Source organism: Pseudomonas sp. LBUM1647 (assembly GCF_059716175.1).
On the sequence record NZ_CP166809.1, the window covers coordinates 3410244 to 3423879 of the forward strand.

Consider the following 13636-nt stretch of genomic DNA (forward strand, 5'->3'; position numbering starts at 1 on the left):
TGATCCGCCACCTCTCTTCGACCTGAAATCTTTTGGCTGTATCTGCAGCCCAATTCTCGATGCGATCGATTGGATTTTCCCCAACCGGCAACTGACCAAGCCGATTACAGGGTGCCTGGTTTCCTAATAGGAGTGACAAATTGCTGACTCGTCCCGACAAAGACGCGCTACGTGCGATGCTGGAATCGCAAGTTCAAGAAAAGCTACAGCATGACCCTGACGCGGTAACGACTTATGCAGCACAGCCTGAACCCGAACGAAAGCCATACACCAGTAAGCCCACGGTTCAGGACAAGGCATTTCACAGGGAGCTCGATCAGATGCGTGCGGATGCTGAAGCCGGAGTGATACATAAATCAGTGCGCCCAATGGACGATGGTGAGTCTAGCCTTGCGCTCGATGATTACCCTGGCTTGAAAGAGGCAGGCTCTGCATCAAATCAGTGGTGATGTTTTGGCGGTAATCGGTACCTAGCCGCCCTCCTCTTATGCAGCCTGTCGACGCATGGTCAGGATGGCTGCTCCGAAGCAGATGAACGTCGACCCAACTACCCGGCTGACCCGCCGGGATAGCTCGGGGCGGGCCAATACGCCCTTGGCTCAAGAGACCAATGCGGCATACAGACTAAGAGACGTCACCGAGACCGATCACGCGAGCTTTATGGCTCCGCCCTGGATATCGTCACGCGCCATTCGTAAGTCAATAGCGTCCTGGTTGAGTCGGTGAATCATGTTGAGCAGCCGTTGGCGTAGCACTTCGTCTTGGAGCTGCTCTACTGCGCGCATCATATCGAGCGCCGCTACCTCATTGTTAGTGGCGACGGAGTCGAGTAGTTTGCGCATGCTTCTTGATGGTCGATTCATCTCCAACTCTCTGGATTTCAGTGACGCGAATCATATGGCCAGAATGTTTCGTAAGTATTTCAGCTGCACAAACTGGCTGGGATTTCCAGGAGCTTCCACCCACGTCTGACTAAAGTAATTTGGCTGACTCCCGTCAAGGTATGTCGCCATGTTATCGACTCTAGAACTACGCCACCTCGTAGAATAAGCCCGGAATCAGGCTCGGGCTGAGAGAGCTATTAGCCTGGACGCTAATACCCTATTCCCCCGCGTACGCTCTCCACTTTCCGGGCATAACGTTTGGACGCCTCAGTCACCAGACGCTTTCGCCCGTCGCGATCAATGCAACCTAGTTTTAGGTACACCTCTGCCCCGCTCCGACTGCGGCATCGCTCGCTAACTGGGCGAGCGTCAACAGAACGTTATCCTCTCTAAATCCCTCACAACCACTGATCAGTTAGTTCGGTTTTTTGACACTTCCCCGATATGTGGTCACAACTGTTGCGCTCCGTTAGGTCATAACACGGTAGCCGCCGATGGAATATTGGCATCTACCGAGGTTTTAGCCTGATACGGAGATAAACTCATGATTTTCGACGTACAAAATTTTGGCGCCAAAGGAGATGGCATCACAGACGACACGGCGGCGATACAAAGTGCGATTGATGCAGCGGCCGCTGCAGGCGGGGGGCAGGTGTATATGCCGACCGGCACTTATATCGTTTCGGGAGGTGAGGAACCCTCCGACGGCTGCCTGATGCTCAAGAGCAACGTCTATCTGTACGGCGACGGCATGGGCGAAACCACCGTCAAGGTGGCTGACGACTCCGACACCAAGATCACCGGTGTCATCCGCTCGGCCTATGGCGAAGAAACCCACGACTTTGGCGTCAGCAACCTCACCATCGACGGCAACCGTGACAACACCACGGGCAAGATCGACGGTTGGTTCAACGGCTACATTCCCGGCGAAGAAGGCTACGACTCCAACGTCACCCTCGACAGCGTCGAGATTAAGGATTGCTCCGGGTACGGTTTCGACCCCCACGAGCAGACCGTCAACATGGTCATCAAGAACAGCGTGTCCCACGGCAATGGCCTGGACGGCTTCGTTGCTGACTTCCTCAGCGACAGCACCTTCGAAAACAACGTCGCCTACGACAATGACCGCCACGGTTTCAACGTCGTTACCAGCACCCACGACTTCACGCTCACCAATAACGTCGCCTACAACAACGGCGGCAATGGCATCGTGGTGCAGCGCGGCAGCGAGAACATCCCCTCCCCCAGCAACATCACCATCACCGGTGGCGAGGTGTACGGCAACGGTGCCGAAGGGGTGCTGATCAAACTGTCCAGCGACGTGACCGTCAGCGGCGTCGATATCCACGACAACACCAGCGCCGGGATCCGCATCTACGGCAGCAACCACGTCGAGATCATCGACAACACGCTTAACAATAACTCCCTGGGCAACCCCGTACCGGAAATCATCATCCAGTCCTACGACGATACCCAGGGCGTGTCCGGCAAGTACTTCAACGGCAGCGACAACACGATCCAGGGCAACATCATCAGCGGCAGCAACCTGTCGACCTACGGTGTTGCAGAGCGCAATGAAGACGGCACCGATCGCAACGCCATTATTGGCAACACCATCAGTCACACCAGCAAGGGCGCCACACTGGTCTATGGTGACGGCAGCTACGTCAGCGCCACGGAGCCGATGACCACCGTGCAAGGTACGGCTGGCAACGACACCCTGCTGGGCAGCGCCGCCAGCGAGATTTTCTATGGTGGAGCCGGCAATGACACCATCAATGGCGGGGCCGGTGGCGACATTCTGGTGGGTGGTGCAGGCATCGACAAACTCACCGGCGGTACCGGTGCCGATACGTTCCGTTTCGTCGCTCAGTCCGACAGTTACCGCAACGCAACCACAAGCTTCGATGACACCATCACCGACTTCGACGTCACCCAGGACAAGATCGACCTCGCCGGCCTCGGCTTCACGGGCCTGGGCAATGGCCGTGGCGGCACCCTGCAGGTCAGCTACAGCGCCACCAACGACCGCACCTACATCAAGGACTACGATGCCGACGCCAGCGGCAATCGCTTCGAGTTGATTCTCTCGGGCAACCTGGCCAGTACCCTGACCGCTAGCAATTTCATCTTCAATCGTGTGGTCACCGGCACCAGCGGCAGCGATTCACTGTTGGGTAGTGATTCGGCCGACACCCTGCTCGGCCTGGCGGGTAACGACAGCCTCAGTGGCGGCGCGGGCGACGACAAGCTCGACGGCGGTGCCGGCATGGACACCCTCACAGGCGGTGCCGGAGCGGACATCTTTGTGTTCTCCAATCGCCTGGACAGTTACCGCAACTACAACACCGGCGGTGCCAACCTTGGCGACCTGATCACCGACTTCGATACCACCGCCGACAAAATCGACCTCTCGGCCATGGGTTTCACCGGCCTGGGGGATGGCAAGAACAACACCGTGTACGTGGTGCTCAACAGTGCCGGTACCAAGACTTACATCAAGTCCCTGACCGCCGACGCCAATGGCAACCGGTTCGAAGTGGTGCTGGACGGCAATTACCTCAACACGCTGACCAGCGCCAATTTCGTCTTTGCCGCTTCGCCAACGGTCAACCATGCGCCGGTGGTGGCAACGGCGTTGCTGGACCAGAACGCGACCGAAAACACCCCGTTCAACTACGCGGTTCCGGTCACCAGCTTCACTGATCCGGATAACGACAGCCTCAGCTACACCGCGACCCTGGCCGATGGCAGCGCCCTGCCCGCTTGGCTGAGTTTCAATGCCACTAACCTGACCTTCACCGGCACGCCGACCAGCACCGCGTCCGGCAATTACAACGTGCTGGTCAAGGCCACCGATCCTTCAGGTGCGTCAGTCAGCGACAGCTTCGCCCTGGCGGTGGCCGATGCGCCCGCCAACACCATCACCGGCACCAACAACGCCGAAACCCTCAACGGCACGGCGGGCGCAGACCTGATCCTCGGCCTCGGTGGCAACGACACAATCAAGGCCAGCACTGGCGCGGACACCGTCGACGGCGGCGCCGGACGCGATTCGCTGTACGGCGGCGACGGTGCCGACACCTTCCGCTACACCAACGTACTCGACAGCTACCGCGACTACGACACCGGCGGTGTCACGGCCACCGACACGATTTATGACTTCACCGTGGGCGTCGACAAGATCGATGTTTCGGGCTTGGGCTTTGTCGGGCTCGGCGATGGCAGCAATGGCACGTTGTACATGACCCTCAACGCGGCCGGCGACAAGACCTACGTCAAATCCGCCGAGGCCGACGCCGATGGCAATCGTTTTGAAATCGCCCTCAACGGCAACTACCTCAACACCCTGACCGCCAGCGATTTCGTGTTCGGCGAGCGCGCCCAGCAGGACATCCTCTACGTGCCCACCCTTGGCCAATCCAATGCGCGCCTGCTGCGCATGACGGAGGACGACAATCAGTCCGGCACCTCGATGCTGGTCAACGACCTGGACCGCTACACCCCCTATGACGTGCGCAGCCAGTTCACCGATGCCGATGGCAACGGCATCGACATCGCGGTGGGTGGCAGCACGGTCACCGGCCTGTCGACGCTCAGCACCGAGGAACTCAAGTTGTGCTGGTGGCTGACCGACACCAACCAACCCGGGGCTGCGCTGTTGCGCGCCGTGACGCTGCTGCGGGACCAGCTCACCGAACTGCAATCCATCAATAACGTCACCATGGGCATCATTTGGGGCCAGGGCGAGGAAGCCGCCCAGGAGATCGCCCGCGCCACGGACAAACCAGCGGCAGCAGCGGCCTACAAGGCTGCGACCCTGAAGGTGTTTGATTACCTGCATGCCCAACTCGGCAACTTCAGCGTGTACATGATGGAAACCGGTCACTACGAGCAGGACGCGGCGCGTGCCCGTGGTTATCCGGAAGACAAGATTGCCTCCATCGTCGAGGGGGTTGGCTATGTCCGCGCCGCCCAGGAAGCCATCGCCGCCGAGCGCGCCGACGTCAAGCTGGCGGTGGACTACACCGACCTCCCCTTGCGCCACGAAGTCGATCCGCAGGCGTATCCCGACGACGTCTGGCACCTGCATGAGGAGTCGGCGGAGATCGTCGGCCAGCGCCTGGCCGATTACATTGCCAGTGACCTTGGCTTCCAGGGCAACCCCAACGACAACAACAGCGTGCAGGACATTTTCGACAACGCTCAGAACATGATTTCCGGTACCGACCAGGCGGATACCCTGGTGGGCACTTTGGGCAACGACACACTGGATGGTCACCTGGGCGCCGACACCATGACCGGTGGCGATGGCAACGACATCTATGTGGTCGATAACGCGTCCGACCGCGTGGTGGAAACCAACACCTCGACCTCGCAGATCGATACGGTGCAGGCCTCGGTCAGCTGGACCCTGGGCACCAATCTCGAGAACCTGGTGCTCACCGGCGTGTCGGGCATCAACGGCACCGGCAATGAGCGGCACAACTTCATCACCGGCAATGCCGCCAATAACGTGCTCAATGGTGCCGCAGGGGGCGACAGCATGAGCGGCGGCGATGGCAACGACACCTACTATGTCGACAACGCCGACGACATCGTGATCGAGATCAACAGCAATGCGGCGCCTGGAGGGATCGACAGTGTGCACAGCAACCTGGCGGCTTATACCCTCAGCAACAACGTCGAGCATCTGTATATCGATAGCACTGGCGCCGCCAATGGCACGGGCAACGCGCTGGACAACACGCTGTTTGCCGGAGCCGGCAACAACGTGCTGGACGGGCGCGATGGCAATGACACGGTGTCTTTTGAACGCGCCCTGTCCGGGGTTACCGTAAACCTCTCGACGTCCGCACAACAAAACACCGTGGGTTCCGGGCTCGACACCTTGAAATTCTTCGAAAACCTGACGGGAAGCGCCTACGCCGACAGTCTGTCGGGCAACAGCGCCGCGAACATTCTGAACGGTGGTGCGGGCAACGATACGCTGGTGGGCGGTTCGGGCGATGACCGGCTTATCGGCGGTGCAGGCACCGACAACCTAACCGGCGGCACTGGCGCGGATACCTACGCGTTTGGTGCGTTGTCGGACATGGGCGTCGGGGCTTTGCGCGATGTGATCAGCGGTTTCAAGACCACCGAGGGTGATCATCTGGATCTTACCGGCCTGGACGCCAACCCGCTGACCGCCACCGTTGACGCCTTCACGTTCATCGGCAGCAACGCCTTCGACCCCGCCGTTGCCACCGGCCAACTGCGCTTTGCCGATGGCATTCTCTACGGCAGTGTCAACGCCGACGCCACCCCCGAGTTCGAATTCGAAATGGTGGGCGTCAAGGAGCTGCACGCCAGCGACTTTACAGCCTGACGTCTTATGGGAGCGAGCTTGCTCGCTCCCATAAGGGATTTGCAGTGCCCGAAAAACCAAAGACCACCACAGACCCAATGTGGCGAGGGGATTTATCCCCGTTGGGGTGCGAAGCAGCCCTGACATCTGCCGTCGCGGTGTGTCCGGCTGACTTCAATTGGCTTCTTTGGCGCCGCTACGCAGCGCAACGGGGATAAATCCCCTCGCCACGGCTCACTCCTCTTTGAAGGCCGCAAGCAAGCGTTCACGCAAAGGTTTCATCAGGTAATTCATCAAGGTGCGTTCCCCTGTCACCACCGTGACATCGGCGAGCATGCCGGGGCGCACAAGCAGGCCGGCAGCCTGCAGCGAAGCGACGGTGTCGGCGGGAATTTCGACCTTGGCGGAAAAGTACGGTTGGTGCGTCTGTTCATTGATCAACTGATCCGCCGACACCGTAGTCACCGTGCCGGTGACCGTCGGCGTATCTACCCGTTGCAGCGCGGTGAAATGCACATGCACCGGCAGACCCGGGCGCAACTTATTGGCCATCAGCGGCTCGAAACGCGCGGTGATCGCCATCGGCGCATCCAGCGGCACCACCTGCATCAGGGTTTGGCCGGCCTGCGCAACGCCCCCGACCGTATGAAGGCTCACGTCCATGATCTGCCCGGACACCGGCGCACGGATCGCACCGTTGTCGACTTCAAACTGCAAGGCACGAATCTGATCGGCATAACCTGCCGCCTCGGCAGAGACCTCGCTGAGCTGGGTTTCGGCGTCGCGGCGAAATTCCTGCTGCGCCTGCAAGGCCTTGAGCCGGCTTTCGTTGATCGCCTGGCGGGTCCTGCCGACATCGCCCACCCCGGAGGCAATCTGCCCGGCCAATTGGGCTGCGTTGCGCTCGGCCTCGAAGAGTTTGTTGCGCGGAACGTAGCCTTCACGGGCCAAATCACGCAGGCCTTCGAGTTCTTGTTGCTGAAAACGCATCTGCGCGTCGTAGTTGCGTTTGACGCCTTGGTAACCAAGCAATTGCTGCTGCAACGCCGCGGCTTCGTGTTCGATGATCTGCAAGCGGCTGCCCAGCTCTGCGCGGCGAGTCAGAAACAACTGGCTCTGCAAGGCCATGGCCGCTTTTACCCGCGGCTCGTCGGCATGTTCCAGCAGATCAGCAGGCCATTGGATCTCGGCTGAACCCAGGCGCTCGGCAATCAATCGCGCTTCGACGCTGCGATCGTTGAGCAACTTCCCCAGGGTCACGTCCAGTTGCGACTGCGCCTGCACCGTATTGAGCTGCACCAGCAACTGCCCCTGAGTGACGCGGTCGCCATCGCTGACCAACAGCTTTTCCACCACCCCACCGACCAACGACTGCACAGCCTTGCGTTCGCCCGCCACCACCACGGTGCCGCTGCCCACGACACCCTGGTCGAGCGGCGCCAGGCAGGCCCAGAGCAGGAAGCCGCCCAGCGTCAGGACCAGGAAACCCACACCATAGCGTGCCGCCCCCCCGGCGTCGGTACTGGCGCAGGGTAACGTTGTGGCGCCGCGCACGCTCAGCCGCTGCTCAGGGGTCAGATCATGCATCTTCGCCAGCCCCCCTGACCGCGGCCGGTCTAGGCCCCGGCATCAATGCCTTGAGCACCCGATCCCGTGGACCGAATGCTTGTTGAGTGCCGTCCTTGAGCACCAGGATGTAATCGACCACCGCCAGCACATTAGGTCGGTGGGTAATCAGCACCACGGTGCTGCCAGCAGCCTTGAGCGCACTGATGGCCTGGACCAGCGCCAGCTCTCCGGCTTCATCGAGGTTGGAGTTGGGCTCATCGAGCACAATCAGCGACGGGCGCCCATAGAGCGCGCGAGCCAGGCCGAGGCGTTGCTTTTGTCCGCCGGACAAGCCAAGCCCGCCGGGGCCCAGCGGCGTGTCGTAACCCTTGGGGAACCTCAGGATTATCTCGTGAATGCCGGCGTGACGCCCGGCGGCGATGATCTTGTCGGCGTCCTGCGCGCCGAAGCGGGCAATGTTGTCGGCCACACTGCCGTCGAACAGCTCGATGTCCTGCGGCAGGTATCCAAGGTGCGGGCCCAGGGCGTAGTGGGACCACTGACTGATCTCGGCGTCGTCCAGGCGCACCGACCCGCCCATCGCCGGCCATACCCCGACCATCGCCCTGGCCAGTGTTGATTTACCACTGGCGCTAGGGCCGACGACGGCGAGCACTTCACCTTTGGCCAGGCTGAAATTGATGCCACGCAGGATCGGTTGCGAGGCGCCGGGAGGGCCGACATACAACTGCTCCAGACGAACTGCGCCGGTGGGGGGTGGCAAAGGCATGCGCAGGCGCTCGCGCGGATGCTGGGCAAGCAGTTGGCTCAGGCGCTGGTAGCTCTGGCGGCCGGAGTTGAATTGCTTCCAAGAGCCAATGGCGATTTCCACGGGCGCCAGGGCACGCCCCAGCAGCAGCGACATCGCAATCATCATGCCCGCCGACAATTGGCCTTCAAGCACCAGCAACGCCCCCAGGCCCAGGGCCAGAGACTGTCCGGAGATGCGCACGAAACGGGTCATCGAAGTGATACGCGCGCCGCGGTCGCTGGCATGGGCCTGGGCGGCAATGATGCGTTGCTGCAGCAGGCTCCAACGCTGGCGTAAAGGCCCGAGCATGCCCAGGGCCTGGATGACTTCGGCGTTGTGCAACGTGCTGTTTACAAAGATCGACGACTGCACGCCCAGGCGATTGGCTTCGCCCAAGCGCGTGCGAGTCGCCAACTCGCCCCACAGCGCCAGGCCGATCAGCACCAAGGCCAGAACCAGCGTCAGCACGCCGAACCAGGGATGAAAGATGAACGCCACCAGCAGGAAGATTGGCAACCACGGCGCATCGAGCAAGGCGATCAGGCCCTGGCCCGTGATCAACTGCCGCAGCGTCGCCAGATCGGTGAGCACCTGCGCCGGGTTGGCGTTGTGCTCGCGCAGGCTGCGGGCGAAGGCAGCGTCGAAAATCCGCTCGCCCAAGGCATCGTCCAGCCCCGCGCTCATGCGAATCATCACCTCGCCGCGTACCCACTCGATCAGGGCGCTGAACATGAACAGTCCCAAGGCGATCAAGGTGAGCATGAACAAGGTGGCTTCGTTGCGGCTGGTGAGGACCCGGTCGTACACCTGCATCATGTAGAGCGACGGCACCAGCACCAGCAGGTTGATCACCCCACTGAACAGCGCCAGCGACCAGAACACCCGGCGATAGCTTAATAAAGCGGCATCAATGTCATGACGCGGATCGAGAAGCAAACCCATAGAGTGTCGCCCGCAAAAGGAAAAGTCGGTCCAAGACGCAGTCCATCGCGAGTTTTTTGCCCTAAGGCATTGGAGAAAACACTAAACGCAGCCTGATGTGCCACTATCAGCGACGATCCTCGTTGCGCTACAGCGCGCCAATTACTGACCACGCAACCACGGGTTAGTGCCGGTTCGACGGGCTGGGTTTCCATGTGGGTGACGGGCGGGAATGTTGCATTCCCCACTGTCGTCCAAAGTGACGAGCCAATACGCACAAACAAAAACGCCGCTCAAAGAGCGGCGTTTTTGCGTATGGAGCGGGAAACCCGGTTCAACTGTATGTTGCGAGCCTCAAGCGTTGCAGCTCCACGGACGGTCTCCATTCTCATCCTTGATGCGGGTCGGCAGGCCCATCACATCCAGCGCCTTGAGGAACGGCTCAGCCGCAAGCTCCTCGACGTTGGCCATGCGCTGCACGTCCCACTCGCCGCGGGCGACCAGCAAGGCGGCGGCCACGGGCGGCACGCCTGCGGTATAGGAAATGCCCTGGCTGTCAGTTTCCGCGTAAGCGTCTTCATGATCAGCCACGTTGTAGATGAACACCTCGCGCGGCTGGCCATCCTTGGTGCCCTTGACCAGATCGCCGATGCAGGTCTTGCCGGTGTAGCCAGGCGCCAGCGAGCTCGGATCAGGCAGCACGGCCTTGACCACCTTCAGCGGCACGACTTCCAGGCCCTCGGCGGTCTTGACCGGTTGCTCGGAGAGCAGGCCGAGGTTCCTGAGCACGGTGAACACATTGATGTAGTGCTCGCCGAAGCTCATCCAGAAACGCACGTTGGGCACGTCGAGGTTCTTCGACAGCGAGTGCACTTCATCGTGGCCGGTCAGGTACAGGTTCTGCGCGCCTACGACCGGCAGGTCGTCGGTGCGTTTGACTTCGAACATCGTGTTGCTGGTCCACTGACTGTTCTGCCAGCTCCACACTTGTCCGGTGAATTCGCGGAAGTTGATTTCCGGGTCGAAATTGGTGGCGAAATACTTGCCGTGGGAACCGGCGTTGACGTCGAGAATGTCGATCGAATCAATGCGGTCGAAATACTGTTGTTGCGCCAGTGCTGCATAGGCGTTGACCACACCCGGGTCGAAGCCCACGCCGAGAATGGCGGTAATGTTCTTCTCTTTGCACTCTTCGAGGTGGTTCCACTCGTAGTTGCCATACCAGGGCGGCGTCTCGCAGATTTTGCCCGGTTCTTCGTGAATGGCGGTGTCCAGATAGGCCACGCCGGTATCGATGCAGGCGCGCAGCACCGACATGTTGAGGAAGGCGGAACCGACGTTGATGACGATCTGCGATCCGGTTTCGCGGATCAGCGCCTTGGTCGCTTCCACATCCAGGGCGTTCAGCGAGAAGGCCTGGATTTCGGCGGGCACTTTGAGGCTGCCCTTGGCCTTGACGCTGTCGATGATGGCCTGGCACTTGGAGATGTTGCGCGACGCGATAGCAATACGACCGAGTTCATCGTTGTGCTGCGCGCACTTGTGGGCCACCACCTTGGCGACACCTCCTGCACCAATGATAAGCACGTTCTTCTTCAATTTTTCTCTCTCTCCTTCTCTGCCAGCTTACGAAAGGCTGGACATGTAGTCGTTGTAACCAAACTCACGAACCACCTCGACGGTACCGTCGAGTTGTTTCACTACGATGGACGGCATTTTCAGGCCGTTGAACCAGTTCTTCTTGACCATGGTGTAACCCGCTGCGTCGATGAACGACAGCCGATCACCGATGGCCAGCGGACGATCAAATTGATACTCACCGAAAATGTCTCCGGCCAGGCAGGATTTGCCGCACACCATGTACGTGTGCTCACCCTCGCTGGGCGCCAGCTTGGCATTCAGGCGATAGATCAGCAGATCGAGCATGTGGGCTTCGATCGAGCTGTCCACCACCGCCAGGTGCTTGCCGTTGTAGAGGGTGTCGAGCACGGTGACTTCCAGCGAAGCGCTCTGAGTGATGGCGGCTTCGCCCGGCTCCAGGTAAACCTGAACGCCGTATTTTTGCGAGAAGGTTTTGAGGCGTGCGCAGAACTCGTCCAGCGCGTAGCCTTCGCCAGTGAAATGGATACCGCCACCGAGGCTGACCCACTCGACCTTGTGCAGCAGGTCGCCGAAGCGTTCTTCGATGGTGCACAGCATCTGGTCGAACAGGCCGAAATCACCGTTCTCGCAGTTGTTGTGGAACATGAAGCCAGAGATCTGTTCGATGACCTGCTCGATCTTCACCGGGTCCCACTCGCCCAGACGGCTGAACGGCCGTGCAGGGTCGGCCAGCAGATAATCCGAGCTGCTCACCTGCGGATTGACCCGCAGACCGCGCACTTTGCCTGCTGAAGCCTCGGTGTAGCGCTGCAACTGGCCAATGGAGTTGAAGATGATCTTGTCGCAGTTCTCGAGCATCTCCTCGATCTCGTCGTCGGCCCAGGCCACGCTGTAGGCGTGGGTTTCGCCAGCGAACTTCTGCCGACCGAGCTTGAGCTCGTAGAGCGACGACGACGTGGTGCCGTCCATGTATTGCTGCATCAGGTCGAACACCGACCAAGTGGCGAAGCACTTGAGTGCCAGCAGGGCCTTGGCCCCGGACTGTTCGCGCACATAGGCGATCTTCTGCATGTTCGCCAGCAGCTTTTGTTTATCGATGAGGTAGTACGGCGTTTTGATCATTTCGAGGCGCCTCCGGCAAGGCCAGCCAAAAAAGGATGCGCATTGTGCCTTCACTCGCTACAGATCGAAAGAGCAGGAAGCCCTCTCCACGCGAATCGTGGCTCAATTTAAGTCCCAGGCACCTCGAAAAGTTTCACTGCCTGGTCTTCACGGTGACAAACATTTTAATGCGGTCGTGAATTTCCTGGAGAGCATGACGAAAAGGTTCATGTCTCTCGCTGGTCGTAGGGTCTTCAAAACTCCACACGATCACTTCGCCCGAGGATGGCATCCGAGCGGCCTCTTCGGACGATTTATCGCACAGAGTGATGACATAATCGAACGGCTGCCCCTCAAGCTCATCGATGGCTTTACTACGCAGTCCCGTGCGGTCTACACCAATATGATCGAGAGATTCCAAGGTGCGTGGGTCGATCTCACTGGCCTCGAGGCCAGCGCTGCAGGGTTCGAAGTGTACCGAGTCAGTGTGTCGCAGCAGTGCTTCTGCCATGAGTGAACGAACGTCATTTTTTGCGCAAACGAACAGCACTCGAAATTTTTCAGCCATGACTCTCTCCCCCAATCCCAGTCTGTTGAACCAGTAATCTTAGTCGACGGGTAGCCGCCCCGTTCAGGCCTGGCTTTCAAGCAAGTTGAACAGCTCCACGAATTGCCGGGTCAGCTTGTGTTGCGGTTCCAGATAGATCAGTGGCTTGCTGGCCTGGTGTGACTCACGCATCTTCACCGAACTCATCAGATACGCAGACAACACCGGCATGTTCTCGGCAATCAGCTCGTCGAGCAGTCGTTGCGGCAGTGCGTTGCGAGCCTGGAATTGGTTAACGACGATGCCCTCAACCTCCAGCCTCTCGTTATGATCACTTTTGATCTCCTCGATTTCTCTCAGCACACCGTAAATCGCCTGGCGAGAAAAGCTGTCGCAATCGAAAGGGATCAAACAGCGGTCAGCGGCAATCAGCGCCGAGACGCTGTAAAAATTCAGACCGGGCGGCGTATCCATATAGATCCGCTCATAGTCTTCATCGAGCCTGTCCAGCAGCTTGCTGAGTTTCTGGATTTTGTAGCGTGTCTCGAGCTTGGATTGCAGATCACTCAGCTCCGACGAGGCAGCGATCAAATGCAAGTTGTCGAAGCGGGTTTCATGGATATTGGCTTGAGCCTTCTTTGAGGCCGGGCCTGGGAACAGTGTCTGTTTGAAGAAGTCGGCGATCCCCAGGGGAATATCTTCGCCGCTGAGTCCGGTCAAATAGTGAGTAGCATTGGCTTGGGCATCCAGATCAATCAGCAAGGTGCGATAGCCCTCAAAGGCACTGATGGCCGCGAGGTTACACGCGATACTGGATTTCCCGACGCCCCCTTTTTGATTAAAAACCACACGTCTCATGAAATGTCCGAAAA

The 13636-nt window shown here is 59.6% G+C and carries 9 protein-coding genes and 1 pseudogene; 2 read left to right on the top strand and 8 right to left on the bottom strand.

Going from position 1 to position 13636, the window contains the following annotated elements; translation table 11 throughout:
* The first annotated feature begins 140 nt into the window (after positions 1-140).
* Positions 141-449, top strand: a complete 309-nt coding sequence (locus ACA059_RS15485; protein WP_497634611.1) for a hypothetical protein — start codon at positions 141-143, stop codon at positions 447-449.
* A 36-nt stretch (positions 450-485) separates the two neighbouring features.
* Here ACA059_RS15485 and ACA059_RS15490 read toward each other — a convergent pair.
* Positions 486-647, bottom strand: a pseudogene (locus ACA059_RS15490) (LysE family translocator); the annotation flags it as partial.
* Positions 648-863, bottom strand: a complete 216-nt coding sequence (locus tag ACA059_RS15495; protein WP_134100720.1) for a hypothetical protein — start codon at positions 861-863, stop codon at positions 648-650.
* Positions 864-1428: 565 nt separating this feature from the next.
* Between ACA059_RS15495 and ACA059_RS15500 the strand changes: the two genes are divergently transcribed.
* Positions 1429-6255 (top strand): M10 family metallopeptidase C-terminal domain-containing protein, encoded by a 4827-nt coding sequence (locus ACA059_RS15500; protein ID WP_497634612.1) that lies wholly within the window; start codon positions 1429-1431, stop codon positions 6253-6255.
* A gap of 213 nt (positions 6256-6468) precedes the next feature.
* On the opposite strand, the gene ACA059_RS15505 is transcribed toward ACA059_RS15500, so the two are convergent.
* From ACA059_RS15505 to ACA059_RS15530, 6 genes are all read right to left on the bottom strand, one after another.
* Positions 6469-7821 (bottom strand): HlyD family type I secretion periplasmic adaptor subunit, encoded by a 1353-nt coding sequence (locus tag ACA059_RS15505; RefSeq protein ID WP_201181273.1) that lies wholly within the window; start codon positions 7819-7821, stop codon positions 6469-6471.
* Positions 7814-9535 carry a type I secretion system permease/ATPase gene (locus ACA059_RS15510; RefSeq protein WP_497634613.1) on the bottom strand — a complete coding sequence of 574 codons (1722 nt, stop codon included), beginning with the start codon at positions 9533-9535 and terminating at the stop codon, positions 7814-7816. Before ACA059_RS15510 ends, ACA059_RS15505 begins: the two co-directional genes overlap by 8 nt.
* A 333-nt stretch (positions 9536-9868) precedes the next feature.
* Positions 9869-11113, bottom strand: a complete 1245-nt coding sequence (locus tag ACA059_RS15515; RefSeq protein WP_140894002.1) for a saccharopine dehydrogenase family protein — start codon at positions 11111-11113, stop codon at positions 9869-9871.
* A 27-nt stretch (positions 11114-11140) separates the two neighbouring features.
* A complete protein-coding gene (locus ACA059_RS15520) occupies positions 11141-12238 on the bottom strand; it encodes a carboxynorspermidine decarboxylase (protein WP_140682909.1) in 1098 nt (365 codons plus the stop codon).
* A gap of 133 nt (positions 12239-12371) precedes the next feature.
* Positions 12372-12785 carry an arsenate reductase ArsC gene (locus tag ACA059_RS15525; protein ID WP_497629961.1) on the bottom strand — a complete coding sequence of 138 codons (414 nt, stop codon included), beginning with the start codon at positions 12783-12785 and terminating at the stop codon, positions 12372-12374.
* A 63-nt stretch (positions 12786-12848) separates the two neighbouring features.
* Positions 12849-13622, bottom strand: a complete 774-nt coding sequence (locus ACA059_RS15530) for a ParA family protein (protein ID WP_497629962.1) — start codon at positions 13620-13622, stop codon at positions 12849-12851.
* Positions 13623-13636: the final 14 nt, after the last annotated feature.